At 70.1% G+C, this 25,782-nt stretch carries 26 protein-coding genes; 11 read left to right on the forward strand and 15 right to left on the reverse strand.

The window, feature by feature from the left end; translation table 11 throughout:
- Window positions 1–175: 175 nt before the first annotated feature.
- The 11 genes from VN520_RS25825 to miaA all read right to left on the reverse strand — a co-directional run bounded on the left by VN520_RS25825 (window position 176) and on the right by miaA (window position 11,529).
- Window positions 176–1,450 carry a cation:proton antiporter gene (locus VN520_RS25825; protein WP_325749342.1) on the reverse strand — a complete coding sequence of 425 codons (1,275 nt, stop codon included), beginning with the start codon at window positions 1,448–1,450 and terminating at the stop codon, window positions 176–178.
- Window positions 1,447–2,460 (reverse strand): hypothetical protein, encoded by a 1,014-nt coding sequence (locus VN520_RS25830; RefSeq protein ID WP_325749343.1) that lies wholly within the window; start codon window positions 2,458–2,460, stop codon window positions 1,447–1,449. Before VN520_RS25830 ends, VN520_RS25825 begins: the two co-directional genes overlap by 4 nt.
- A 24-nt stretch (window positions 2,461–2,484) precedes the next feature.
- Entirely contained in the window at window positions 2,485–2,940 is a 456-nt protein-coding gene (locus VN520_RS25835; RefSeq protein WP_325749344.1) for a GNAT family N-acetyltransferase, read from the reverse strand.
- A 42-nt stretch (window positions 2,941–2,982) separates the two neighbouring features.
- Window positions 2,983–3,903: a hypothetical protein gene (locus VN520_RS25840; protein WP_325749345.1), complete on the reverse strand. Its 921-nt coding sequence runs from the start codon at window positions 3,901–3,903 to the stop codon at window positions 2,983–2,985.
- A 123-nt stretch (window positions 3,904–4,026) separates the two neighbouring features.
- Complete coding sequence (locus VN520_RS25845) at window positions 4,027–4,305, reverse strand: hypothetical protein (RefSeq protein ID WP_325749346.1); 279 nt, start codon at window positions 4,303–4,305, stop codon at window positions 4,027–4,029.
- Window positions 4,295–5,230, reverse strand: a complete 936-nt coding sequence (locus VN520_RS25850; RefSeq protein ID WP_325749347.1) for a chlorinating enzyme — start codon at window positions 5,228–5,230, stop codon at window positions 4,295–4,297. Before VN520_RS25850 ends, VN520_RS25845 begins: the two co-directional genes overlap by 11 nt.
- Before the next feature lie 64 nt (window positions 5,231–5,294).
- Window positions 5,295–6,293 carry an amidohydrolase family protein gene (locus tag VN520_RS25855; protein ID WP_325749348.1) on the reverse strand — a complete coding sequence of 333 codons (999 nt, stop codon included), beginning with the start codon at window positions 6,291–6,293 and terminating at the stop codon, window positions 5,295–5,297.
- A gap of 12 nt (window positions 6,294–6,305) precedes the next feature.
- Window positions 6,306–6,557: an acyl carrier protein gene (locus VN520_RS25860; protein ID WP_325749349.1), complete on the reverse strand. Its 252-nt coding sequence runs from the start codon at window positions 6,555–6,557 to the stop codon at window positions 6,306–6,308.
- A complete protein-coding gene (locus VN520_RS25865; RefSeq protein WP_325749350.1) occupies window positions 6,554–8,155 on the reverse strand; it encodes an AMP-binding protein in 1,602 nt (533 codons plus the stop codon). The genes VN520_RS25860 and VN520_RS25865 overlap by 4 nt, the downstream gene beginning before the upstream one ends.
- A 414-nt stretch (window positions 8,156–8,569) precedes the next feature.
- Entirely contained in the window at window positions 8,570–9,580 is a 1,011-nt protein-coding gene (locus VN520_RS25870) for a LuxR C-terminal-related transcriptional regulator (RefSeq protein WP_325749351.1), read from the reverse strand.
- 1,010 nt (window positions 9,581–10,590) lie between these two features.
- Window positions 10,591–11,529, reverse strand: coding sequence for a tRNA (adenosine(37)-N6)-dimethylallyltransferase MiaA (gene miaA / locus VN520_RS25875; protein WP_325749352.1), 939 nt, complete (start codon window positions 11,527–11,529; stop codon window positions 10,591–10,593).
- A gap of 172 nt (window positions 11,530–11,701) precedes the next feature.
- Between miaA and VN520_RS25880 the strand changes: the two genes are divergently transcribed.
- A complete protein-coding gene (locus VN520_RS25880) occupies window positions 11,702–11,947 on the forward strand; it encodes an antitoxin (RefSeq protein WP_325749353.1) in 246 nt (81 codons plus the stop codon).
- Between the two features lie 82 nt (window positions 11,948–12,029).
- Here VN520_RS25880 and VN520_RS25885 read toward each other — a convergent pair whose 3' ends face one another.
- Both VN520_RS25885 and miaB read right to left on the reverse strand, forming a co-directional pair.
- Window positions 12,030–12,749: a class III extradiol dioxygenase subunit B-like domain-containing protein gene (locus tag VN520_RS25885; RefSeq protein ID WP_325749354.1), complete on the reverse strand. Its 720-nt coding sequence runs from the start codon at window positions 12,747–12,749 to the stop codon at window positions 12,030–12,032.
- A gap of 14 nt (window positions 12,750–12,763) precedes the next feature.
- The gene (gene miaB / locus VN520_RS25890; RefSeq protein ID WP_325749355.1) at window positions 12,764–14,284 is read right to left on the reverse strand and encodes a tRNA (N6-isopentenyl adenosine(37)-C2)-methylthiotransferase MiaB; all 1,521 of its coding nucleotides are present in this window, start codon (window positions 14,282–14,284) and stop codon (window positions 12,764–12,766) included.
- A 161-nt stretch (window positions 14,285–14,445) separates the two neighbouring features.
- Between miaB and VN520_RS25895 the strand changes: the two genes are divergently transcribed.
- On the forward strand, window positions 14,446–15,360 hold the full coding sequence (locus VN520_RS25895; RefSeq protein ID WP_325749356.1) for a YceI family protein: 915 nt from the start codon (window positions 14,446–14,448) through the stop codon (window positions 15,358–15,360).
- 130 nt (window positions 15,361–15,490) lie between these two features.
- Entirely contained in the window at window positions 15,491–16,489 is a 999-nt protein-coding gene (locus VN520_RS25900) for a TAXI family TRAP transporter solute-binding subunit (protein WP_325749357.1), read from the forward strand.
- 10 nt (window positions 16,490–16,499) lie between these two features.
- Here the strand turns inward: VN520_RS25900 and VN520_RS25905 are convergent, their stop codons facing one another.
- A complete protein-coding gene (locus VN520_RS25905) occupies window positions 16,500–17,894 on the reverse strand; it encodes a HAMP domain-containing sensor histidine kinase (RefSeq protein WP_325749365.1) in 1,395 nt (464 codons plus the stop codon).
- Window positions 17,895–17,903: 9 nt separating this feature from the next.
- Entirely contained in the window at window positions 17,904–18,596 is a 693-nt protein-coding gene (locus VN520_RS25910; protein WP_325749358.1) for a response regulator transcription factor, read from the reverse strand.
- A 356-nt stretch (window positions 18,597–18,952) separates the two neighbouring features.
- On the opposite strand from VN520_RS25910, the gene VN520_RS25915 reads away from it, so the two are divergent.
- The 8 genes from VN520_RS25915 to VN520_RS25950 all read left to right on the forward strand — a co-directional run bounded on the left by VN520_RS25915 (window position 18,953) and on the right by VN520_RS25950 (window position 25,703).
- The gene (locus VN520_RS25915) at window positions 18,953–19,738 is read left to right on the forward strand and encodes an amino acid ABC transporter ATP-binding protein (RefSeq protein WP_325749359.1); all 786 of its coding nucleotides are present in this window, start codon (window positions 18,953–18,955) and stop codon (window positions 19,736–19,738) included.
- Between the two features lie 42 nt (window positions 19,739–19,780).
- Window positions 19,781–20,704, forward strand: a complete 924-nt coding sequence (locus VN520_RS25920) for a glutamate ABC transporter substrate-binding protein (RefSeq protein WP_325749360.1) — start codon at window positions 19,781–19,783, stop codon at window positions 20,702–20,704.
- A gap of 139 nt (window positions 20,705–20,843) precedes the next feature.
- Window positions 20,844–21,491 (forward strand): amino acid ABC transporter permease, encoded by a 648-nt coding sequence (locus VN520_RS25925; RefSeq protein WP_325749361.1) that lies wholly within the window; start codon window positions 20,844–20,846, stop codon window positions 21,489–21,491.
- Window positions 21,488–22,420 carry an amino acid ABC transporter permease gene (locus VN520_RS25930; RefSeq protein WP_325749362.1) on the forward strand — a complete coding sequence of 311 codons (933 nt, stop codon included), beginning with the start codon at window positions 21,488–21,490 and terminating at the stop codon, window positions 22,418–22,420. Before VN520_RS25925 ends, VN520_RS25930 begins: the two co-directional genes overlap by 4 nt.
- Window positions 22,421–22,815: 395 nt before the next feature.
- Window positions 22,816–24,450: an FAD-dependent monooxygenase gene (locus VN520_RS25935; protein WP_325749363.1), complete on the forward strand. Its 1,635-nt coding sequence runs from the start codon at window positions 22,816–22,818 to the stop codon at window positions 24,448–24,450.
- Window positions 24,451–24,516: 66 nt separating this feature from the next.
- Window positions 24,517–24,603 (forward strand): putative leader peptide, encoded by an 87-nt coding sequence (locus VN520_RS25940; protein ID WP_318198091.1) that lies wholly within the window; start codon window positions 24,517–24,519, stop codon window positions 24,601–24,603.
- A gap of 75 nt (window positions 24,604–24,678) precedes the next feature.
- Window positions 24,679–25,302, forward strand: a complete 624-nt coding sequence (locus tag VN520_RS25945; RefSeq protein ID WP_325749364.1) for a cysteine dioxygenase — start codon at window positions 24,679–24,681, stop codon at window positions 25,300–25,302.
- The gene (locus VN520_RS25950) at window positions 25,293–25,703 is read left to right on the forward strand and encodes a rhodanese-like domain-containing protein (RefSeq protein ID WP_325749366.1); all 411 of its coding nucleotides are present in this window, start codon (window positions 25,293–25,295) and stop codon (window positions 25,701–25,703) included. The genes VN520_RS25945 and VN520_RS25950 overlap by 10 nt, the downstream gene beginning before the upstream one ends.
- Window positions 25,704–25,782: the final 79 nt, after the last annotated feature.

Genomic DNA, 25,782 nt, shown 5'->3' on the forward strand with positions numbered 1-25,782 from the left:
GTGCGCGCGCACATCCGTACCGTGGCGAACTCCCGGCGCCGTTCCCGGGACAGGGCCCGGTCCATCAGCGCCCGCTCCCCGGGGAACAGGTCGACGGCCTGCGGGTCCTCGAAGACCTCGGTGAGCTCGGCGCGCGGCGGCAGCAGCCCGGTGAGCAGCCCGGGTCGCTCCGGGGTCACCGGCCGGTGCCGGCCACCGCGCGCTCGCGGGGCCGTAGGGCGAGGTCCGGGTCCAGGAGTGCCGGGGAGCCGTCGTCCCGCCCCATGAGGCGGCCGAGCAGCGGGCCGGTCATCACCGTGGTGGCCACGGCCATGACGACGAAGAGTGAGTAGAGCCGTTCGTCGATGAGCCCGGCCTCCAGGCCGACGCCGAGCGCGACGAGCTCGGTGAGCCCTCGGGTGTTCATCAGGCTGGCCAGGACCGCGGAGCTGCGGGCCGGGAGGCCCTGGGAGCGGGCGCCGAGCCAGGTTCCGGCGAACTTCCCGGTGACCGCCACGACCATGATCCAGCCGAGCTGGACGAGGCCGTCGGCGCCGAGGCCGGAGAGGTCGACCTTCAGGCCCGCGACGATGAAGTAGACCGGGAGCAGCAGTGTGGTGGTGTGCTCCGTGCGCCTCAGCAGGCCCTCGTGCCCGGCCGGGTGCAGCCGGGGCATGGCGAGCCCGAAGAGGAAGGCGCCGATCACGAAGTGCAGCCCGAGCAGCTGGGTGAGGGCCGCCGAGGCCAGGACCCCGGCGACGACGACCGTGACGTCACCGGCCGACAGGGGCTCCTCGCTCCTCCGCCGGCCCAGGAACCGGGCGAGCAGGGGGCGTACGACGAGGAAGAGCACGAGGGCGTACGGGACGACGAGCAGCACCAGCCACGGGTGGGTGCCGCCGGCGCCGGCCAGGGCCTGGAGGCCGGCCAGCGCAGTCCAGGCGGCGAGGTCGCAGAACGCCGCCGCGGACAGGGCGACGGCGCCGAGCCAGGTGCCGTTCATGCCCCGGTCGGCCAGGATGCGGGCGAGGACCGGGAAGGCCGTCACCGACACCGCGATCCCGATGAAGAGGACGAAGGCGACGCGGTGGCCGGGGTCGTACGAGCGCAGCAGGTACCAGCCGAGCAGGATGCCGAGCGCGAAGGGGACGAGCGTGGAGCCGAGGACGGTGGCCCCGGTGGCCCGGCCCGAGCCGCGCAGCCGGGCGAAGTCGAACTCCAGGCCGATGAGGAACATGAACAGGACCAGGCCGAGGTCGGCCACGGCGCCGAGGTAGGGCCGGATGTCGGTCGGGAAGAGCGTGGCGGCCACGGTCCCGTTCAGCAGGGTCGGGCCGAGCAGCACGCCCACCGCGATCTCCCCGATGACCGACGGCTGGCCGAGGCGGCGGGCGATCCGGCCTGCGAGCCGGGCCACCGCGATGATCAGGGCGATGTCGGCGAGGAGCACCGCCGTCTGCAACTCCGTCATGCACGGTCTCCGGTGGCCGTGTCGGGGGCGGCGGTGGTCCCGGTGCCGGTCGTGGTGCCCGTTCCGGTGACGCCCTCGACCGTCCGCAGCCGGGACAGCAGCTCCTCCTCGGCCCGCTGGAGCGCGAGGCACGCCTCGGACGTCCACCGGGCGTCGAGCGCTCCGGTCACCTGGGCGAGGAGCATGTGGTTCATGGCGTCGGCCCCGCCCCGCACGATCCGGTCGAGCAGTTCGTCCAGGACCGTGTCGCCGGACGCGTGCCGCAGGTACTCCCTCAGTGCGATGCGGGAGCCCTGGTAGAGGGAGAACGCGGCGTGCAGGGAGGTGATGACCCGCTCGGGCGCGATCCAGCGGCAGGAGATCAGGTCCTCCACCCGGGTCAGCAGCGCGTGGCTGTCCCGGTACTCCGCCAGGAGGGCGGTGAAGGCCTCGCGGGTGCCCTGTCCGGCCTGCGCCGGGTCGAGGTCCTTGGTCGTGCAGTACCGCACGCGGCGCAGCTCGTTGTTGTCGAAGGAGGCCGCGATGACGTCCTCGGGGTAGGTGTACGAGCACAGCAGGCTCGCCGGGTTGTCGTCCACGAGGTGCCACGCGCCGGTGTCGGAGTCGTACCCGGTGAGCACGATGGTGTGCACCAGGTGCTTGGTGCGGTACTCGGGACAGTGCGGCCAGTAGAAGACGTCGCCGACCAGGATCGCGAAGCCCTCCTGGGCGACGACGTCGAGGAGCAGGGCGCGCGCGTCGGCGTAGGACTCGAACGCGGCCTCCTCCTTGACGACGCCGAGGAGCGCGAGGTCGTCCTGCCCGGCGATGCCGTTCTCGAAGTCGTACTTGGGGCGCTGCTCCCTGATGACCTGCCGCAGGATCTCGTCCGTGCTGACCAGGCCGCGGAAGAGCAGCTGGTGCACGGGACGGCCGCGTTCGGCGAGCATCACCAGGGACTGGCGCTGGTAGCAGTTCAGGAACAGCCGGCTGTACAACACGGTGTCGTAGGGGTGGGGAATGTCCTTCATCGGCCGTCGCCTTCGGGGTGGGCGCTACAGGAGGCGCGTCATGAACGCGCTGTTGGGGTCTTCCCGGTAGTTCGCAAAGGGGGCGCAGTAGGTGAACTCGAACTTCTCGTACAGCGCGCGGGCCGGGGCGAAGAAGTCGGTGGCGCCGGTCTCCAGGCTGAGGCGCCGGTAGCCCATGCCGCGGGCCTCGGAGATGATGTGGGCCAGCAACCGGGAGGCCACTCCGGAACGCTTCCGGGTGGGTTCGGTGCGCATCGACTTGATCTCGGCGTGGCCCTCCTCGATGCGCTTGACGGCTCCGCAGCCGACCAGGGTGTCCCCGTCGTAGGCGGTCCAGAAGGTGACTTCGGGCACGCGCAGTCCGTCGAGGTCGAGGGCGTGCTTGCTCTCCAGCGGGGTGATCGCCCGCATCTCGTCCACGTGGGCCTGGAGGAACTCGGCGATGTCGCGCCCCGAGAGGTCGTCCACTGAGATCTTCATCGTTCCGCCTTCACTGTCTGGTCCGGAGGTTGGTCCGGCCTCTCAGACGCCCGCGAACAGCGCGCAGGCGAAGAAGCCGGGGGCCGAGGACACGGCCAGGTACGTCTCGTCCGGCCGGATGCCGGCCTGGCCGTGGTAGTCGGCCAGGTTGATCATCCAGTCGGAGTTGCCGCAGTGACCATAGTTTTCCAGCGGTCCGGTGAAGTGCAGTTGCTCCCGGCCGATGCCGGCGAGGGTGGCGTTGAACAGTGCCACCGGCCGGTAGAGGTTGGTCGGGAACACCTTCGTGACCGTGCTCGGTGCGAGGCCGCGCCCGCCCAGGGCGGTGGCGAGTGAGGACTGCGCCACCTGCTGGCGCGACACGAAGGAGTCCCGGCCCCGCAGGCCCGCGTGGTCGACGCCGACGGCGGTCGACAGCAAGCGCACCACGCCCTCGTCGCGGGTCAGCAGGCAACTGGCGACGGCGTCGCTGAACAGGGCGAAGGACCTGACCCGGTCGGCGTCCTCGGGCGTGAAGTCGAGCGAGACGAGGACGACGTTGCGTACGCCTTCCTCGGCCAGCAGGTGCCTGGCGTGCCCCAGGGCGGCGAGCGAGCTGCAGCACTGCTGGAAGGAGAGCACCGCCGGTACGCAGTGCACCAGTCCGAGGGCCGCGAGCACCTCGCCGGCGAAGTCGGGCCGCAGCGAGGCGAGCCGGGCGTCGCTGGTGGCGAAGACGATGCGGTCCACGTCCTCGGGCCGTACCGACCCGTCCCGCAGGGTGGCGCGCACCGTCTCGATCACATGGTCCTCGACCGGGCCGGAGAACCCGCGGAAGGTCCGACAGCCCATGGCTGCGAACTCGGTGTCCGGCGACTGCTCGCGCCACAGCCGCTCGAACTCGGGGATGTCCTCCGCCTTGCGTTCCAGGGCGCCGAAGGTGCACGCGAAGGAGCCGAGGGCGATATGTTGGTTGTCAGTCACTGTCTCCCGTTTCCGTGTACCCGGATCCGGCGGCCGGGGGCCGCCGGATCCGGGTACACGCCGTCATGGGCCCCTCGCCCTACCCGGTGGTGCGGGGCCGCTCCGTGCGCGCCGGTGTGGGTGTCACTTCGCCGCGGCGAGCGCGCGCTCGTCGATCTCGCGGACGACGGAGACGATGCCGTCGACGTCTCCCAGCCTGGACACCCACTCGGGGCGCAGCTGGACGCTGTCGTTCGCCTTCTCCTTGATGTAGTTCACCAGGAGAAGGATCATGTTCAGGGAGCTGATGCCCAGTTCCTCGCGGGTGGTGGCCCGCTCGACGTCCTCGCGGGTGAGGCCGGCCGTCATGGGCTGGGTCCGCAGGAAGTCCGCGAACCTCGCGCGGTCGTCGTCAGCGCTCATCGGTCTCGACCTTCTTGAAGGGCACGCCGTTCAGGTTCTGCGCGTGGATGCGGTTGTGGCCGTACTTGTCCTCGCCGGAGACCAGGACGCTGCCGTGGTAGTCGAGACTGATCGTGTCGCCGAACTCGCTGAGGCTGTCCACCTCCTCGTACACCTTCACCGAGGGCGCGACGTAGCGGGAGGCGTAGCCGAGGCGGGTGGTGTCGCTGACGTTGGGCAGCGAGCCGTGGATGCACTTGGCGAGGAAGATGACGAACTGGCCGGGCTTCATCTCCATCTCGAAGACTTCTTCGTCGTCCGGGTTCCAGTCGCTGTCGAGCTGGAGTTCGGAGTAGTCGTAGCCGAAGAAGTCGTGGGACTTGCTCTCCACGTCGTAGGTGAGCGGCTTGGACTCGTCGTAGTACCACTTCTTGTGACTGCCGGGGATGTAGCGCAGGCAGCCGTTCTCCTTGCCCGCCGGGGAGAACGCGGTCCAGACCGTGAGTTCCTGGGTGTACGCCTCGCCCTCTTCCGTGTACTTCAGGGAGGGCGAGGCCTCCGTGGTGGTGTCGCCCACGACGAAGGTCTCCACCTGGTGCCAGCCGGTGCCCGCGTCGCCCGGGGCCTTCTTGAAGATGTTGGTCTTCCAGCACAGGATGTCGTCGCCGATGAGGCTGCGCAGTTTGTGCACGATCTCCGGGCGGCTGATGTGCTCGGACAGCGTGTTGCAGTCCAGGTGGCGGTCGTAGTTGATGATCGTGGAGTTGTGCGGCTTGTTCTGCGAGGTGACCATCTCGATCATGGCCTGGCTCCACAGCAGTGGGGCCTCTTCCTCGCCGTAGAGGTCGAACGGGCCGACGAAGCCGTTCTCCTCGAAGAACTTGATCTGTTCGTCGGTGAGGCCGAGGAACTCGGTCCCGGTCGTGCCGGTCGTTCCTTCAGACATGTCGAAGCCCTTCTGTAACCGGAGTGGGGAGGGAGGAGAGGAAAGGTGGGCGGTGACAGCGAGCTCACGCGGTGGCGGGTGCGGCCTGCTTGAGCTTGTTCTTGCCGAGCAGCCGGGCCGCGTTCCCGTGGAAGAAGAGGTCCCGGTCGGCGTCGCTCATCGACTCCGGGAAGGCTCCTTCCTTCTCCAGCTTCTCGACCAGGCTCAGCTGGCGGCCCTGGAGGCGGAACACCGGCCAGTCGGTGCCGAAGAGGACCTTGTGGTTGATGCCCCGGCTGAAGAGCGTGCGCAGTGCCGTGGCCCCGAAGGCCTCGTAACCGCTGACGTCCACGTAGACGTTGGGGCGGTTGTTGCACAGCATCGCGACCTCGTCCGGGTAGTGGACGCTGCCGTGCGCGAGGACGAAGTCGATACCGGGGAAGTCCTTGGCGGCCTTGTCGACGTAGATCGGCTGGGCGATCTCGAAGTCGAGGACCGGGGAGGTGGCCCCGATGTGCGAGAGGACGGGCAGGGAGTACTGCGCGCAGATCTCGTAGTACGGGTAGAGGCGCTCGTCCGAGAGCTTGTAGCCGCACGGCGGGTACAGCTTCATGCCGTCGAACCCGTAGTCCACGACGGCCCGCTCGAACAGGGCGAGTCCGTCGGCGCCCCAGCGCGGGTCGACCCCCACCAGCACCCGGAAGCGCCCGGGATGGCGCTCGACGACCGCCCGGTGGTGGTCGATGAGCTCCTCGATGGAGTGGGTGCTGTCCTTGAGCGCGTACGTGAAGTCGGGCAGCAGCAGGACGGACTCGCTGATGCCGGCCTCGTCCATCTGCTTGACCAGCTCGTCGCAGAGCGGGTCGGTCAGCGTGCCCGCGTGCATGCGGGCGACCTTGTCCCGGGTGACGGGCAGGCCCCTGCTCGTCAGGGCGACGGTCATGTTGTCGACCACGCCGTCGTTGAACGACCGGGGGAAGCACATCCCGGAGGCGATGTGGGTGTGAAAGTCGATGATCTTCTGCGTGCCGCCGTTCCGGGGCTCTTCGGTGTTCCGGGCGCCGGTGTTCCGGGTGTCGTTCATGGCGGGCACCCCTCAGCCCTTGCGGACGATGTCGATGATGTCCGACACCGATTCGGCGGTGACGAAGGCGTCGACCCGGGCGAAGGCGTCGATACCGGTCTTCTCCTCCAGGACGAAGACGATGCTCATCAGGGCGAGGGAGTCGATTCCCAGGTCGCCCCGCAAGCTCATGCCGGGACGGACACCGCCCTTGGCCGCCTTCTTCGGTATGACGCTCGCGATGATCCCGCAGATTTCTTCGTCGCTCGCTTGACTCGTGTTCAACGTCCCACTCCGGTCCGTTCGGTGAAGACCCTTCGCATGACCGCGTTTCGGTCAATCTTGAAATTTCTCGTCAGCAGTCCTTCGTCCACGCTCAGTTCGGCCGAGGCCCGGAAGACCGTCTCCGAAATGCGCAGCGCGGAATCCCGCTTGGCGTTCGCCTCGTCCAGATAGGCCTGGACCTGGGCCACCCGGTCGGCGTGCCGCTCGCCGTCGAGCCACACCACACAGGTCAGCAGCCCGCTGCCGTCCGGTGAGGCGACCATCGCCCGGGCACCCGGGCAGGCCCTCTCCAGGTCCAGTTCGAGTTCCTCGGGGTTGATCTTGACGCCGCTGCGCGTGATGATCACGTTCTTCTTACGGCCCTTGAGCCGCAGGAAGCCCGCCCGGTCGAACGCCCCGAGGTCGCCGGTCACGATCCGGCCGTCGCCCAGGAAGACCGCGTCCTGCGTCTCCACCCCCTCGAAGACGTAGCCCAGGCACTGGGGATGGCGGGTGCGTACGGTGACCTCGCCGTCGTCGGCGACGTCCACGACGATCCGGTCGACCGGGCGCCCGGCGCTGCCGATCCGGTGCCGCCCCGGCAGGTTGAAGGCGATCCAGCCGATCTCGGTGCTCCCGTACACCTCGAAGAGCGGTGCGCCGAGGCGCTGGAACACCCGTACCGTGCGCGGCGGCACGGGAGCGGACCCGGTGAGCATCAGCCGCACCCGCGAGCCGTACATGTCCAGCCAGCCGCGCCCGAGGCGGGCACGCAGCCGACGGCTCGCCCGTCCTGGGACGAGCGCGTGCAGGACCGTGGCGAGGAGGTACGGCCACCTCTCGCGCAGGCCGGCCGAACCGACCCGGTTGGCGGCGAGTTCGAAGAACGAGGGCGGCCCCAGGACGATCGTGGGCCGGAGCTCCCTGAGCTTCTGGAACATCCGCTCCGGCGCGACCACCGTCACGTCCGTGCCGTAGCGGACGGCCGTATACAGCAGGTACCGCTGCTGGAAGTTGGAGAACGGCATGACGATCAGCAGGTCGTCGTCCGCGGTGAGCCGCCACGCCTCCGCCGAGGTCCGCATGGTGTTCTCCACGCCTTTCGCGGACATCAGCAGGCCCTTCTTGCTGCCCGCGGTGCCGGACGAGAAGGCGATGGTGAAGACGTCCTCGGGCAGCTCCTGCCGGCCGCTGCCGGGGACGCTCCGGCGCACGAGCTTCAGCGGGCGCTCGCCGAGAACCACGACACCGTCCGGCACGGCGCACTCCGGCGCTGTCGGCCGGGTCGTGAGCACCGCCACGAGGCCGTACCTGCCGGCGAGTTCTTCCAGCGCCGCGGCGTCGTCCCGCTGCTCCAGCGGCAGGGCCACCGGAACGCAGCCGAGGCCCAGGAGGGCCAGGTCGGCCAGGACCCATTCGTAGGAGTTGGGACCGGTGACGCCCACCAGGTCGCCGGGTCCGATCCCGCGTTCGCGGAACTCGGCCATGAGTTCCAGCACGTCCTCGTAAATCTGCGGAAAACTCTTTGTTACCGATTTTCCGGCGAGCGACAGGAAACGCATCCGGCGCGCGGGGTGCTCCGCGAGACTCCGGTACAGGTCATTGAGCGAAGTCGACACGAGGCTTATCCCCAGCCGGTGTCGCCGGCCGGGGCGATGGCCACGCTCACAGGCAATTCCTGCTGCCGGGCCGCAGCTCCTTCTGCACTGCCCAGGACGGCTACGATGATCGCGATTCCCGCAACAGTCGTCTTGCTGAAGCAATCCACTGTCCAGCCCCTCACTCAGTCCGTTGCTGCGCCTTGTGATCGGTTCTCGCGAATTCCGCCGTACCGGGCCGCGGGCCGCTCACCGCTCTGACATCAAAGTGCCAGGACCACGGGCCGATCAGTGAAGAAACGGTGGAGCATCAAGCTGCATGGCAACTTGATGTCCAAGAGAAGAAAAAGGGGCACAAGCGGCGATAACGGGACCATTCGATCCACAGAGTGAAGGAACTGTGGCGACGCGACGGCACCGGCGCGCCGCCACGGGTCACTTGGGCTGCTCCTGGAGGGCCAGCAGGTAGCCGGCCTGGAAGCGGCTCTCCGCGTCGAGGGTGGTCATGATCTCGGCGACGTGGCGCCGGCAGGTGCGCACGGACATGCCGAGCCGGCGGGCCACGGCCGCGTCCGTCATCCCGGCCGTCAGCAGCCGCACGATGGCGTCCTTGAGGTCGTCCATGATCTCCGGCTGGACGTCCCCGTCGGCCTCGAAGGGCTCGGCCGTCAGCCACAGGCGCTCGTACGTCTCCACCATGAAGGCGATGACGAACGGGTTGCGGACCACCACGGCGCCGTTGGGGTCCGTCGGGTTCGCGAACACCGCGCACTCCCGGTCGAAGACCAGGAAGCGCATGAACTGGTCGTCCAGCGTGCGCACCTGGGCGCCGCGCCGGGTCACCTGCTCCACGTACGACTGGGTACCCCGGCTGTTGCGGGCCGTGTGCTGGTACAGGATGCGCATCTGCACGCCCCGCTGGAGCGTGTCGTAGTCCCGGGGCGCGGCCTCCACCAGAACGTCCTCGCGGCGTCCCCCGCCCGGCTGGGCCGTGAGGATCTCGCGGCGCGCCTTGGCCGACAGCTCGGCGATCGCCTCCCGCACGTCGGGAAGGTTGTCGATGAGCTCGATCTGCCTCCTGTTCTCGCGCGCCAGCAGGCTGGCGTCGAAGACCGGCGAGAACGACACCAGCCGCCGCCTGACCTCCTCGACCCGGGCACGCCTGATGCGCAGTTCGGATTCCAGCGGGAGCAGGACGCGGGTGGTCGCCTCGTCGGGCGAGACCGCTACGCGGCCCCGCCCGGGACGGTCCACCAGGAGGCCCAGCGCCACCAGGTCGTCCAGCGCCCCGCGGAAGTGCTCCTCGGGCACCTCCAGCTGTGCACACGCCTTCTCCACATCGAGCACCTCTCCGTCACACCGGCCGTCGTCGAGCATGAATCCGTACACGCGTCGGAGAAGTCCACCGTCCAGCAACTCCCTCGGAAGATCCTCATCCGTATTCATTTCCACCTTCTCGCACCCCTGGCAACTTGCTGCAGTGCAGTAACCGGACACCGGGAAGATAAAGCCCGACGGAAGATCTTGTTAAGGCGTCGTCCGACAGGTGGACAGAACCGGTCATCAGCGCGGATCGACGGCTCCGTACGTCTTCCAGCCAGATACCGTGAGGAATATTTCGAAAAGACGGCAGAGTCCGACGAAAAACGGCGGGAGGAAGCTGTCCAGCGGCCCGCACGGCACGCTCTTTCTTCGCGCGTCCGGGGCCCGTGGCCGGACTTCACTCCTGTCTGATTCCGACCGTGCGCGTTCACCGAAATCAGGTGGCCGTGAACGAGGAAAGCCCGCCGGCCGCGCGAAGCGTGCTCGAATCGGCTGCGCGCGGTTCCGGGCCTGGGGATCTGGGGCGCAGGACCGTCCTCTGCGTGGACCGGGTGGTCCGGCTCGGTGTCGTACGGGATGCACAGCCGTGCCTGACGTCCGCGGGCACCACACCGGGGAAGTCGTACGGACGGGCCGCCGCGGACCCGCTCAGGCCGCCCGAGCGGGTCTGCCGCGGACCGGACCGGTCCGGCGTAGGACTTCGCCACCGCAGTCGCCGAACTGGCGCGAACGCGCCTGCTCGGCGGGTCCCGGACGGCGCCCAGCGGCTGGACGGCGCTGAGCCCGGAGCCGGCGAGCCGCCCCTCGTCGACCAGGCGACGCGATCCTCGCCGGGTGTCCTGGCCGAGGTGGCGCACCTGCGGCGCTCCGTCGATCCAGCCGCCGTACAGCCGCAGCGTCCCCGAGAGGCAGCCGGGCATCCTGCTCAGCGAGGCGGAGACCACCGCGGCGCTGGAGAACGCCGTCCGCCGGGCACGTCACCGGGCTGAGGATCACGGTCGGATCGCGCAGCACGTACCAGTACCCCGCCCGCAGCCGGCCCCGCGCGACCGACCGCGCATCAGCAAGTCGAACAGCCGTCGCGGACGGGTGCCGGCCTCTTGCCGACTCGCTGTCGCTCCCCTGTCATGCGATCAGGCCGTAACCGCCCGTTCGACCAACGCCAGCGCCCGGTGCGGGAGTTCCCCTCGCTGTTCCTGGGCACCACTCAGCCACCGGACGCGCGGGTCGCGCCGGAACCACGAGTCCTGCCGGCGCGCGAAACGTTTGGTGGCGCGTACGGTCTCCGCGCGCGCCTCGTCCTCGGTGCACTCCCCCGCGAGCGCCGCGAGCACCTGCTGGTAGCCGAGCGCCCGTGAGGCGGTGCGCCCCTGGCGCAGGCCCCGGGCCTCCAGGTCGCGCACCTCGTCGACGAGCCCGGCCTCCCACATACGGTCCACGCGGCTGCGGATCCGCTCGTCGAGTTCGGGCCGTTCGACGTCCACGCCGATCTGAAGGGCGTCGTAGACCGCTTCGCCGCCCGGGAGATTGGCGGTGAAGGGCTTGCCCGTGATCTCGATGACCTCCAGGGCGCGGACGATGCGGCGCCCGTTGCCGGCCAGGATGGCACGGGCGGCCTCGGGGTCCGCGGCGGCGAGCCTGGCGTGCAGGGCGCCGGAGCCCTGCTCCGTCAGCTCCTGTTCGAGCCTGGCGCGTACCTCCGGGTCCGTTCCCGGGAATTCGAGGGCGTCGATCGCGCCCTTCACATAAAGACCTGACCCCCCCACCAGGACGGGGGTGCGCCCTTCGGCCAGCAGCCGGTCGATCTCGATGCGGGCGAGCCGCTGGTACTCGGCGACGCTCGCGGCCTCGGTGACGTCCCAGACGTCCAGCAGGTGGTGGGGGACGCCGCCTCGCTCGGGAAGGGTCAGCTTCGCGGTGCCGATGTCCATGCCCCGGTAGAGCTGCATGGAATCGGCGTTGACCACCTCACCACCGAGCTGCTGGGCGAGGAATACTCCCAGATCGGACTTTCCGGCCGCGGTGGGACCGACGACCGTGATGACGCGGGGGGTGGGAGCTGCTCTTCTCACCGGGACAGTCTCCCAAACTTCGGGACCCGTCCCGACCGTCAGGGGCTGGGCGGTCCTCCGCCCCGTCCGGCGCCCCTTCACCCACCCCGTACGGAAGAGCACAGCGGGTGACGCGCGTTTGCCCCCGGACGAGTAAAATGTCACCACAGTCCCCCAGCACGGAAGGTGACCCATGGGTTTCCTGGACAACCTGAAGGCCAAGCTGGCTCCGGCCAAGGAAAAGGTCGGCGACCTCGCGCAGCAGCACGGGGGCAAGATCGACCAGGGCCTCGACAAGGCGGCCCGCACGGTCGACCGGAGGACCAAGGGCAAGTACAGCGACAAGATCGTGACCGGTACGCAGAAGGCCAAGGACGCGGTCGACCGCCTGGGCCAGAAGAACGAGGGCGGTGCGCCACCGCCGCCGCCCGCACCCTGAGCAGGGCCTCAGCGGGGACGAGGGCCGTGGAGCGACGTCGCTCCACGGCCCTCGTCCGTACCGGTGCGACGCCGGGGCCGGGTCACGACCAGGCCGCGACGGCGTATCCCACCCCGTACGGCGCGTCCTCGTACAGCAGCTGTCCGCCGAGGCCCGCCCCCCGGGCCGCGCCCGCGAGCACCTGCCAGGGTGCCCGGCCCGCCGCCTTCAGTTCGTACGCGAGCGACTCGTCCAGAGCGCTCAGCGCGGCCAGGTCCGCGCTGCCCAGCGCACGGGCCGCCGCCGCGTCGAATTCCGCTGCCCGCCCGTCCAGATAGCCGGGCGCCTTGACCGTACGGCAGGCACTGCCGTCGCCCATGACCAGCAGGGCCACCCGCTCCGCCCTGGCGGCGAGGTCCGCTCCGGCCCGCAGACAGCGGTCGGCGGCCAGTGTCTCCCCCACGCCGAGCCCTTCGACCGGGGCGGCGTCCCACCGGGCACGGCCCAGCAGCCAGGCACCGACGGCGAGGGAGGCCGGGAGCGGGCGTCCCGGTGCGGAGGACCCGGCGACCGCCTCGCCCAGCCGCACGCCCAGGCCGACGCCGAAGCCGGCGAAGGAGCCGGCCGAACCCGCAGGGAACGGTCCGCGGCCCTCCGGTCCGGCCGGCCCGGCCACGATCAGCAGATCCGGTTCCGCGGCGGCGAGGACGCCCAGCGCGTCGAGGCACGCCTGCCTGGCGGCGTCGAGCTCGGGCCCGGCTCCCGCGGCCACCTCGGGAACCATGAGCGGCGGGCAGGGACATACGGCGGCGGCGACAAGCATGCCGGTCAGCGTACTCAGTCGCAGCCGCACCCCGGGGTGGCGGCCGCGGGCAGCGGGGCGGGCGCGCCGATTCCGGGCAGGCCGAGCATGACTCCGGCGGGCCGGCCGGAAGGAGCCGCGGTGCGCTTCTCCCAGGCGTCCCCCGACCGGGTGAGCCGGACGCCCAGGGGCGCGCCCTCGGCGAGCAGGTGGTGCGGAGCGGCGTAGGTGATCTCGACCGTCACCACGTCCCCGGGGCGCACGTCCTGGGACGGCTTGGTGAAGTGGACCAGGCGGTTGTCGGGCGCCCGGCCGGACAGCCGGTGCGTGGCCCCGTCCTTGCGGCCCTCGCCCTCGGCGACCATGACCTCCAGGGTGCGGCCGACCTGCTTCTTGTTCTCCTCCCAGGAGATCGCCTCCTGGAGGGCGGACAGGCGCATGTAGCGCTCCTGGACGACCTCCTTGGGAACCTGCCCCTCCATGTCGGCGGCGGGGGTCCCGGGGCGCTTGGAGTACTGGAAGGTGAAGGCGTTCGCGAAGCGGGCCTCCCGCACGGCGTGCAAGGTCTGCTCGAAGTCCTCCTCGGTCTCCCCGGGGAAGCCGACGATGATGTCGGTGGAGATGGCGGCGTCCGGCATGGCGGCGCGCACCTTCTCGATGATCCCGAGGAAGCGCTCCTGGCGGTACGAGCGGCGCATGGCCCTGAGGATCGTGTCCGAGCCCGACTGCATCGGCATGTGCAGCTGGGGCATCACGTTCGGTGTCTCGGCCATCGCCGCGATCACGTCGTCGGTGAAGTCGCGCGGGTGCGGCGAGGTGAAGCGGACCCGCTCCAGGCCGTCGACGGTGCCGCAGGCCCTCAGCAGCTTGGAGAAGGCCTCGCGGTCGCCGATGTCGGAGCCGTAGGCGTTCACGTTCTGGCCGAGCAGCGTGATCTCGCTGACCCCCTCGGCGACGAGGGCCTCGATCTCGGCGAGGATGTCGCCGGTGCGGCGGTCCTTCTCCTTGCCCCGCAGGGCCGGGACGATGCAGAAGGTGCAGGTGTTGTTGCAGCCCACGGAGATCGACACCCACGCGGCGTACGCGGACTCGCGGCGGGTGGGCAGCGTCGAGGGGAACGCCTCCAGGGATTCGGCGATCTCGACCTGCGCCTCCTCCTGGACCCGGGCGCGCTCCAGCAGGACCGGCAGCTTGCCGATGTTGTGCGTGCCGAAGACGACGTCCACCCAGGGGGCACGCCGCACGATGGTCTCGCGGTCCTTCTGCGCCAGACAGCCGCCGACGGCGATCTGCATCCCGGGGCGCTTCGTCTTCATCGGGGCGAGGCGGCCGAGGTTGCCGTAGAGCTTGTTGTCGGCGTTCTCACGCACCGCGCAGGTGTTGAAGACGACGACATCGGCGTCACCGTCGGAGCCCTCGGGGGCCCGCACGTATCCGGCGCCCTCCAGCAGCCCCGACAAGCGTTCGGAGTCGTGGACGTTCATCTGGCACCCGTAAGTGCGTACCTCGTAGCTCTTCTGGACGTCCACTGCTTCGCTCCGGTTGCCGCTGGCCATGGAACAAGGGTAGGGGGTGGCCGGGGCCCGGCCGTACGCCGGAGCCGCAGCCGGGGAGCGAGGGGGCGCCGCCCGGGGCGGGCAGAGGGGTCGGGGGCCGTTGATCGACTCGTTCCGGCCTGTTCCTATGCTTACGTCTCCACACTCGAAAGGTGCACATGATGGTCCTCTCTCTCCTCCGTGGCAGGCGATCCAAGGCGGCCTCCAGCGGTGGTGCGAGATTCACCCTCCCCGTGCCTCCCGGGGCCGGCACCCTCACCTGTGAGGTCATCGACCCCATGGGCCAGCCGCTCGGCGGGGCGGAGATCACGATCACCTCCCAGGAGTCGTCCCGGACGGTGGCCAAGGGGACCACCGATCTGTTCGGCGTGTTCGTCGCGGCGCTGCCCCCGGGCGACTACCGCCTGCTCATGACGGCCGAAGGCATGCAGCCGGCCAGCTGGACCTTCGGTATCGCCGCGGGCGAGACCCTGTCGATGGGCCGCGTGCAGCTGGACGTCGCCCGGCAGCTGGAGCCCCCGGCCCCCGGCACCTGGCTCTTCGATCCGCCGCACACCGCGATCCGCTTCATCGCCAGGCACGTCGGCATGGCCAACGTGCACGGCCGTTTCACCTCCTTCGAGGGCGGCGTCCGGGTCGCCCCCTCCGTCGAGGACTCGCAGGTCGAGATACGCATCGATGCCGCGAGCATCACCACGGGCAACAAGACCAGGGACAACCATCTGCGGTCGGCCGACTTCCTCGACGTGGAGAACTATCCGTACATCCATTTCGCCAGCAAGCGGTTCGTCTACCGGGGCGGGAACAACTGGACCGTCCAAGGAGGGCTGACGATGCACGGGGTCAGCCGTTCCGTCTCCCTGGACACGCAGTACCTGGGCGCCGTCAACGGCGGATACGGCGAGGAACTGCGCTGTGCGGCGCGTGCCACCGCCGAGCTGCACCGCGAGGACTACACCCTGAACTGGCGCAACATGCTCGCCCGCGGCATCGCCATCGTGGGGCCCACGGTCCAGCTGGAGCTGGACATCCAGACCATGTTCCAGGGTCCCGACACTCCGACGCCTCCGGAGTGACGGCCGGGAAGGGCGCCCCGCCCCCGGCGCGGGCGGCCTGACCCGCGCGGCGGGAGCGGCCGCATCCCGGCAGGAGCGTGCGGCCACCCCGCCCTGGCCGTCACGGGCAGGGAAATGGCAGGATCGCGCCATGCGACAGGCACTGTCCCGGTCCGGCCGGCGGCGCGCCCTTCAGGGGGGCGCCGCCGCCGTGGTCGTGCTCGGACTGCTGCTGTGGTGGGTGCTCCCGATCGGGGAGGACGAGCCGAGCGGTTCGCTCACGTTCTCCACCGGTGTGCGGAGCGGGGTCTACCAGCGCTACGGGCAGCGGCTGGAGGGTGCGCTGGCCAAGGACATGCCCGAGGTGTCGATACAGCTGCGGACCAGCGAGGGCTCCCAGCAGAACATCGAACGGGTCGCGACGGGGAAGGCCGATTTCACCATCGCCACCGCCGACGCCGTCGCCACCTACCTGCAGAGCGGGAAACCGGGCGCTGAACGGCTGCGGGGCTGCGTCCGGCTCTACGACGACTACATCCAGCTGGTCGTGCCCCGGGACTCCGGCATCCGTACGGTCGCCGATCTGCGGGGCAAGCGGGTGGGTGTGGGGCAGAAGGGGTCCGGAGTACTCCTCGTGGCGGACCGGCTGATGAAGGCGGCGGGCCTCGACCCGGCGGCGGACATCGCCCCCGTACAGGCGGGGATCGACACGATGCCCGCCCGGCTGGCGGACGGCCGGCTGGACGCCTTCTTCTGGTCCGGCGGGCTGCCGACCGGGGCGGTGCAGGAGCTCTCGGAGAAGTTCGCGATCCGGTTGGTGCCGCTGGAGGAAGCTCTGGTCACGGAGCTCCAGGCGGCCGGCGGCTCCACGCGCTACTACCGCTCGGCCGTGATGCCGGCGGACGCCTACCTGAGCGCGCAGCAGGGCCAGGCCGTGCAGACGGTCGCGGTCTCCAATCTGCTGATCACCACGGACCGTACGGATCCGCTGATGACCGAGGCGTTCACCCGGACCGTGATCGACAGCCGGGACCGGATCGGCCGCGAGGTGCACTCGGCGCAGCTGGTCGACCTGCGTACGGCGATCTACACCGATCCGCTGCCGCTGCACGAAGGCGCCAGGCGCTACTACCGGTCGGCCAAGCCCTGACGGGCAGGGCTCACACGTGCGGAGGGTTGCGCGGCACGGTGACCGTCACCCGCAGGCCGTGGGGTTCGTGCGCGTCGTAGCGGATCGATGCGCCGCCCGCCGCGAGCAGGGCCTGCGAGATGGAGAGTCCCAGTCCGGATCCCTTGACGTTCTGGTGCCGCCCGCTGCGCCAGAAGCGGTCACCGACGCGCTCCAGCTCCTGCTCGGTCAGGCCGGGCCCGCGGTCCGCGACGACGACCGTGGCGCCCTCGCCGTCGGATCCCGCCGTGACCCGGACCTCCTCGCCCCCGGGGGTGAATTTCAGCGCGTTGTCGATGACGGCGTCCAGCGCGCTGGAGAGGGCGATGGGGTCCGCCCAGCCTGTCACGGCCGGCGCCCCGTCCAGCGTCAGCCGTACGCCTTTGTCCTCGGCCAGCGGACGCCATGACGCGACCCGTTCCCCGGTGAGTGCGGCGATGTCGGTGAGCTGGAGATCCGCCGCGGTGTGCTCGGCCAGGGCCAGGTCCAGCAGGTCGTCGAGGACCTGGGCGAGACGCTTGCCCTCCGTGCGGACCGAGGCGATCTCCTCGTTGCCCTCGGGGAGTTCGAGCGCGAGGAGCTCGATCCTGAGCAGCAGCGCGGCCAGCGGGTTGCGCAACTGGTGCGAGGCGTCGGCGACGAAGGCGCGCTGCTGCTCCAGCACGTCCTCGACGTTGTCGGCCATCTCGTTGAACGAGCGGGCCAGCCTCCGGAGTTCCGGAGGGCCGCCGGAGGCGACGACCCGGGACCTCATCCTGCCGCTCGCGATGTCGTGGGCGGCCGCGTCCAGGGTCCTGACGGGCAGGAGCACCCAGCCGGTGAGGCGGAAGGCCGCGCCGGCCGCCACCAGCATGGCCGCGGCCTCCCCGAGGGCGATGAGCAGCCAGCCGTGCAGTGTCCGGGACCGCATGGCGCCGGTGGGCGAGTCGGTCACGACGACGGCGACCACGTCTCCGTCGCGTACGACCGGGGAGGCGACGACGATCCTGCCGTCCTGCCACGGCCAGACCTGGGGCGGGTCGTGCGAGCGACGGCCGAGGAGGGCCTCCTCGAAGGCCTCCCGGCCTTCTCCCTCGGCGGGCAGGGTCCAGGAGGCGGGGGCCTTGGCCAGGGCCCTGTCGTCCCGGTAGAAGACCCCGGCCCGGATCCCGTACACCGAGTCGTAGGCCTCGAGCTCGGTCTGCAGGATCCGCTGCCGCTCCTCGGTGCCCCGTACGGGTTCGCTGACGAACTGGGCCAGCGCACCGAAGCGTGCCGTGTCGTCGATCCGGTCGATGACGACCCGCTGCTGTTCGGCGGCGGCCACCCGCACGGCCAGCGGGAAACCGAGGGCGAGCAGCACGGCGGCCATCAGGACGATGAGCAGGGGGAGCAGGCGGGTGCGCAGCGTACGTCCTCAGGCCGGCGGTGGGACGAGCCGGTAGCCGACTCCTCGTACGGTCTCGATCAGAGCGGGAAGCCGCAGCTTGGAGCGGAGCGACGCGACGTGCACCTCCAGGGTGCGCCCCGTCCCCTCCCAGCTGGTCCGCCACACCTCACTGATGATCTGCTCCCGCCGGAAGACCACGCCGGGACGCTGGGCCAGCAGTGCGAGCAGGTCGAACTCCTTGCGGGTGAGCTGCACCTCCTGACCCTCGACACTGACCCTGCGGGTGGGCAGCTCGATGCGGACCGGGCCGATCCGGAGAGCCGCGAGCGGGGTCGGACCGGTGTCCTCCCCGGCCGTCCTGCGCCGGGCGACGGCATGGATCCGGGCGAGGAGTTCACCGGTGTCGTACGGCTTCACCACGTAGTCGTCGGCGCCGAGGTTGAGGCCGTGGATCCTCGACCGGACGTCGGAACGCGCGGTCACCATGATCACCGGGATCGCCGAGCGCTTGCGGATCTTCCCGCACACCTCGTAGCCGTCCTGATCGGGCAGCCCGAGGTCGAGGAGCACGACCCCGAAGGGTTCCTTCCCGGCCGGCAGCAGTGCCTGCAGGGCCTCGTCGCCGCTGCGGGCGTGCACGACCTGGAAACCGTGCCGTGAGAGCACCGCGGACAGGGCGGCCGCGACGTGGTCGTCGTCCTCGACGAGCAGCAGTCTCATGGCCCCCCTCTCCGCCTCATGTCTGTCTTCATTATCCTTCGCGATGCCCGGGAACCGTGCGTGACAGCCCGCCTGCGTCCCGCCCGGCGGACCTCGCCCTACGGCAGCGGTTCCTGTCGTCCCCGTACCAGGGCATCCACGCCGATGACGGGTACCTCAGTCAAGTCCCTGCCCGTCACCACCGGTTTCCGTTATCCACCCGGTACGCCGCCGAGCGCCCCCGTGGCGCCCCTTTCACGCCATGCGCCCGGTCGAGGCCGGATCGTTATGCTCAATTTCCGCTCAGATGTAATGACGCTGGTAGCACTGCGTCACTAGGGTCCTTGCCTAACCGAGGAGGACGGAGCAAGAAGCCGATGAGCGGAGTTTCAGTGAACAAGGCCGCCGAGGATGCCGCGCCTGCGGGAGACGACCTTGTCGTACTGAGCAACGTCAACAAGCACTTCGGCGCGCTGCATGTGCTCCAGGACATCGATCTGACCATCGCCCGTGGCGAGGTCGTCGTAGTCATCGGGCCCTCCGGGTCCGGGAAGTCCACGCTGTGCCGCACGATCAACCGCTTGGAGACGATCGACTCGGGCGCGATCACGATCGACGGCAAGCCACTGCCCCAGGAGGGCAAGGAGCTCGCAAGGCTGCGTGCCGATGTCGGCATGGTCTTCCAGTCGTTCAATCTCTTCGCGCACAAGACGGTGCTCGAGAACGTGATGCTGGGCCAGGTCAAGGTCCGCGGGGCGGACAAGAAGACCGCGGAGGAGAAGGCCCGGGCCCTGCTCGACCGTGTCGGGGTCGGTGTGCAGGCGGACAAGTACCCCGCGCAGCTCTCCGGCGGTCAGCAGCAGCGCGTCGCGATCGCACGTGCGCTGGCGATGGACCCCAAGGTCATGCTCTTCGACGAGCCCACGTCGGCGCTCGACCCGGAGATGATCAACGAGGTGCTCGAGGTCATGCAGCAGCTGGCCCGGGAGGGGATGACCATGGTCGTCGTCACCCACGAGATGGGCTTCGCGCGTTCGGCCGCGAACCGTGTCGTCTTCATGGCGGACGGGAAGATCGTCGAAGAGGCCACGCCGGACCAGTTCTTCAGCAACCCGCGCAGCGACCGGGCCAAGGACTTCCTGTCGAAGATCCTGCACCACTGACACCGATGACCTACGACGACCAACGACACGAGGATTGTTGACATGAAGCTCCGTAAGTCGGCCGCCGTTGCGGCCATCGCCGTGCTCGCCCTGACCGCGACCGCCTGCGGCGGCAAGGAGGGCTCCGCCGGTGACAAGCCGTCGGGCGTCAAGCCCGGTTCGTCGGAGGCCCCGAAGCTGCCGACGTACACCGTCGCGACCGGTGTCGACCTGGACTCGCCGGTCTTCAAGGAGGCGAAGAAGCGCGGCAAGCTGGTCATCGGCGCCAAGGCCGACCAGCCGTACCTCGGCTTCGAGGACCAGTCGACCAAGGAGCGCTCCGGCTTCGATGTCGAGATCGCCAAGATGATCGCGGCCGACCTCGGCTTCTCCGAGAAGCAGATCGAGTGGAAGACCGTCGACTCCGGCATCCGCGAGACGGCCATCTCCAAGGGCCAGGTCGACTACTTCGTCGGCACCTACACGATCAACGACGAGCGCAAGAAGCAGGTCGGCTTCGCGGGCCCGTACTACAAGGCCGGCGCGGACCTGCTGGTGCGCAAGGACGAGACGTCCATCACCGGCAAGGAGTCGGTGAAGGACAAGAAGGTCTGCTCGATCGTGGGCTCCACCCCGCTCCAGGAGATCAAGAAGCCCGAGTACGGCGCGCAGGTCGTCGAGCTGGCGAAGTACTCGGACTGCGTGCAGCAGCTCCTGACCAAGCAGGTCGACGCCGTCACCACCGACGACTCGATCCTCAAGGGTTACGCCGCCGCCAACTCCGGCAAGCTCAAGGTCGTCGGCAAGCCGTTCACCGACGAGCCCTACGGCGTCGGTCTGGCCAAGGACGACAAGGTGCTCCGCGAGGCGATCAACAAGTCGCTGGAGACCCACGTCAAGGACGGCACGTACAAGAAGATCTACGAGGCGACCCTCGGCCTGTCGGGTTCGGACTACACCGAGCCGCCGGCCGTCGAGCGCTACTGACGCAGCCCCGCTGACGTCCCGTCACTGACGCCACCCGCGTGAGTGAAGCGTCCCGTACGCCGCCGCGGCTGAGCCCGGCGGGCGTACGGGGCGCCCCTTCCCCTGCCCTGATGCCGCTGACCGCCGACGCGGAGACCCCATGAACGTATTGCTCGACAACTTCCCGGAATTCCGCGACGGCTTCATAGGCACTGTGTCGATCACCGTCATCAGCTCGGTCATCGCCCTTGTCCTGGGTGTCGCCGTCGCCGGCTGCCGGGTGTCCCCCGTGCCGCCGCTGCGCTTCTTCGGCACCGCCTGGGTGACCCTGCTGCGCAACACCCCGCTGACCCTTCTCTTCCTGATCTTCTTCTTCGTCGTACCGGAGATCCTCTTCCCGGGCATGAGCCCCTTCCTGCTCGGGTCGCTGGCTCTCGGCTTCTACACCTCCTCCTTCGTGTGCGAGGCGGTCCGCTCGGGCATCAACACCGTTCCGCTGGGGCAGGCCGAGGCCGCGCGCTCCATCGGCATGACGTTCGCCCAGACCCTGCGGATCGTGGTGCTCCCGCAGGCCACCAGGTCCGTCATCCCGCCGCTGAGCAGCATCTTCATCGCGCTCACGAAGAACTCGGCGATCGCCGGAGCCTTCAGCGTCACCGAACTCTTCGGGTGGCAGAAGCTGATGAGTGACCGGGGCTACGAGATCACGCCCGTCTTCATCTGGGTGGCCCTCGGCTACCTGGTCGTCACGTTTGCCATCAGCGGTCTCTTCCGGCTGCTCGAGCGTCGTATGGAGGTCGCCCGATGAGTGCCAGCGTTCTCTACGACGCCCCGGGCCCCAAGGCCGCTGTCCGCAACCGGATCTACGCCGTGGCCGGAAGCCTCGCCATCCTGGCCCTGATCGCGGTCAGCCTGGTACGGCTGTCCGACAAGGGGCACCTCGCCCCCGAGATGTGGGACATCTTCAACTACGCGGGCATCCGGCAGAACATCGCCGACGCCGTGCTCGCCACCCTCAAGGCCTTCGGTCTGGCGGCGGTCGGCTCGCTGGTCCTCGGCGTCCTGCTCGCCGTCGGGCGGCTGTCCGACCACAAGCCGGTCCGCTGGGCCGCCACCACCTTCATCGAACTCTTCCGTTCGATCCCGCTGCTGATCACCATCTACGCCATCTGGGTCGGCTTCCTCACCGACTACTCGATGTGGGCCCTGGCACTGGGACTGTCCGTCTACAACGGCTGTGTCCAGGCCGAGGTGCTGCGCGCGGGTGTCAACTCCGTGCCCAAGGGGCAGAGCGAAGCGGCGTACGCCCTCGGGATGAGCAAGACCCAGGTCATGGTCAGCGTGCTGATGCCGCAGGCGATCCGCGCGATGCTGCCGACGATCATCAGTCAGCTGGTGGTGACCCTCAAGGACACCTCGCTCGGCTTCATCATCCTGTACCCGGAGCTGCTCCAGACGGCACGTCTGATCGCTTCCAACACCCAGGTCAACGGGCAGTACCCGTACGTGTCGACCATCGCCGTCATCGGCACGATCTATGTGGCGATGTGTCTGCTCCTGTCGGCGCTCGCCACCTGGATCGAGAAGCGCGGCAGGCGGGCCAAGACCGGTATCGCGGTGGCCGGAGCCGCCGAGACGCCGGAGATCCTCCCCGCCGGCAGCCTCGCCGGACCGCGCACCGAGGGCGGTCCGGCAGACGGCCCCGGCGCGAACGAGGGAATCAGCAAGACGGACTGACCCGTCAGGCGCCGCATCTCCCGCAGTGGGTGACGCACCGTTCGCCTCCTTCCGTTCACGGCAGCCCGTCGGTACACCGGCGGGCTGTCCGGGTTCCCGGAGCCACCCGCATGAGCAGCAAACCGCAGGCGGCGCCCTGGTCTCCCCGGGGTGCCGCCCACGGCGGGGTCCCGGCCTCCCCGGGGCGGCCGAGGACGCAGGAGCTGCACGGGTCGCGTGGGGCGGCCGTGCGGGCGCCCCTCCCCCTGTGGCTTGACGCAAGCACCGGCAGTGGGTTGCATTCGTTCTGTGATCGCGTCCCGAACCACCGCCGCCGCGCCCCCTTCCTCCTCTCCGTCCCCTTCGGCCGCTTCAGCCTCTGCGACCTCGCCGATCAGCGCCGGAGGGCTCACCCCGTGGACCCGGTGATCGTCGTCGGCGCCGGGCCGGTCGGGCTGGCGCTGTCGCTCGCCCTCGCGGCTCAGGGCGTTCCCTCCGTGCTCCTCGACGAAGGGCCCGGCAAGGACGAACCGCGCCCCGCGCGCACCGTCGTGCTGCGGGAGGACACCGCGGACCTGATGGAGCGGCTCGGCTGCTCAGCGCTCCACGACGAGGGGCTGCGGTGGGCCGGCTGGCGGTCGGTGCGGCGTAAGCAACTGGTGCGGGCGGTGCCGCTGGGCGACGAGGACGGCGTGGTTCCGCTGCCTTCGCCCCTCCATCTGGCCCAGCACGCGCTCACCGGAGGGCTGCGGGCCGCAGCCGCCGCGCAGGACCTGGTCACCCTGGTGCCGTTCAGCAGGATCGACGCCCTGGAGCAGGACGCACGCGGCGTCACGGTGCACACCCGGGAGCCGGGACCGACCTGGTGGCGCGGGAGCTACCTGGTGGGCTGCGACGGGGCGCGGTCCACCGTACGCAAGCTCCTGGACATCAGATTCCCCGGTCGTACGGCGGTGGAACGGCACGCCGTCGCGGCGCTCCGTGCCCCATTGCCCTGGCCCGGTGAAGCCGTGCTGCACCGTGCTCCACCGTGGCGTACCGGGGGTGCCGAAGTCACCGCGCGGCCGCTGCCCGACGGGGTCTGGAGGCTCGACTGGCTCCTTCCGCCGCGTGGCGAACTCGTCACCCCCGATGCCCTGATCACCCGGATCCGCGACACCCTCGAGGGCTGGTGCGGTGAGACGCCGGCCTACGAACTGCTGGACACGGGCGTGTACACGCTGCACCACCGGCTCGCGAGGCGCTGGCGGGCCGAGCGCGCCTTCCTCGCCGGTGACGCCGCCCACCTGCTGGGCGCGCTCGGCACCCAGGGTCTGGACGAAGGGCTGCGGGACGCCGAGAACCTGGCCTGGAAGCTGGCGCAGGCCTGGCACCACGGTGCCTCCGAGCTTCTGCTCGACAGCTACCAGGCCGAGCGCAGGGCCGCGGTCGCCTCACGGCTGCGGGCCGCCGACCAGTCGCTGCCGATACTGCGGGGCGGCGCGGGTCTCCGGACACTCATGCCCGGCACCGCGCGCGGACAGGACACTTTGCTGGCCGACGGCCATCTGGGATGCGGGCCCCTGGGCGCGCCCCCGGCGTACACGCACTCCCCCCTTTCACCCCGGCCCTCCGATGCCCATACGCCGGTGGGCACGGCTCCCGGTGCGCCGGCCGTCGATGTGCGGGTGACCGCGACCGACGGGAAGACGGTGCGGCTGCGGGACCGGCTGGGCCTGGGGCACCTGCTGGTGATCCTGGTCGCTCCGGGCACCGGGGTGTGGGACCGGCGGCACTGGCTGACGGCGGGTGTCATGCCCCGGCTGGTCGACGCGGTGGACGCCCTCCCCGTGAAGGCCGAACTGCTGGTGACCGAGAGCTACCCCGGAGCCACGGCCCATACGGTGCTGCTGGTCAGACCGGACGGGCATCTCGTCGCGGCCTTCAGCGGGGTGCGGCCCGCAGAACTCTTCGCGGCGGCCGACGCGGCGCGCGGAGGCGGCGCGGACATGGCGTACGGCGCCCGGGCGCACACGGGTGCGAGCTCCGACCGGAGCGCGGACGCCAATTGACCGCAGGGGGCGATTGACCGCCGGGGACGATTGACCGCCGGGGGCGCACATGGTGTACTCCCGACCATGACCGACACCGATGTGCGCCTGTGGCGGAGGGTCCATATGGACCTCGTCCGCTACGCGGGCTGCGTGTGTCGCTCGTCCTGCTGAATCGCCCTTCACCCGGCACCCCGTGCTGTTTCACGCGCGGTCGTGCTTCCGAGCGAACTTCTCAGGACGGTCCCTGTGTCTGCGTCTTCTCCTTCCCTGCCCGCCTCCGCATCCGTGTCCGCGTCCGCCGTCGACACCGGCCCATCGGCCCCCGCTCCCAGTCCCGGCAGCGTGAACGCTCCGGCCGCCCCCGGCCCGGATGCTGCGGCTCCGACCGCTGCGGAACTGCTCGACTTCGTCCGCCGGACCGCGGGGAACACCGCGCTCGTCGCCTCGCTTCCGCTCGATCCCGCAGGGCGCACCTGGCTCCGGCTCGACGGCCCCGGTGGCAGCGAGGCCTGGCTGATCGGCTGGCCGCCGGGTACCGGCACCGGCTGGCACGACCACGCCGATTCGGCGGGGGCGTTCACCGTCGCCGCGGGCGGCCTGAGGGAGCACTCGCTGGCCGCCCGGCTGCCCACCGACGGCTGGAAGACCCTCGAACTGAGCCGGGGCATCGACCGGACCCGGCTCCTGGCGACGGGCCAGGGCAGGGCTTTCGGCCGGCACCATGTCCATGAGGTGCTCAACGAGTCCGGCCACGAGCACGCCGTGTCGGTGCACGCCTACTATCCGCCCCTGCCGCAGATCCGCCGTTACAGCCGCACAGGAGCGGTACTGCGCCTGGAGCAGACCGAACGCCCGGCGGACTGGCAGTGAGCGGCGGGCGGAACCGTCAGGGCCCGGTGGGCATCGATGAACTGCTCGGCCGGGTGCGGGACGGATATGAACGGATCGGCCCCCAAGAAGCGGCAGCTGCGGCGGCCGAAGGCGCGCTGCTGGTCGACATCCGTTACGCGTCGCTCCGCGAGAAGGACGGCCTGATCCCCGGGGCTCTGGTCGTCGAACGCAACGAGTTGGAATGGCGCCTCGACCCGCAGGGCAGCCACCGTGCCCCGCAGGCCGTGAGTCACGATCTGCGGGTTGTGGTGATCTGCAACGAGGGTTACGCGTCGAGTCTCGCGGTCGCTTCCCTGCGTCAGCTGGGACTGCACCGGGCCACGGACCTGACCGGCGGCTTCCAGGCGTGGCGCGCGGCCGGGCTCCCGGTCACCCTCTGACCGGAAACGCCGGGCTCGCAAGGCCCCCGGGCCGAACGGCCGGGGGGCCGGGAGGCCGGGCCGGGAGGCCGGGCCGGGG

Source organism: Streptomyces sp., from assembly GCF_035563135.1.
Classification (GTDB): Bacteria; Actinomycetota; Actinomycetes; order Streptomycetales; family Streptomycetaceae; genus Streptomyces.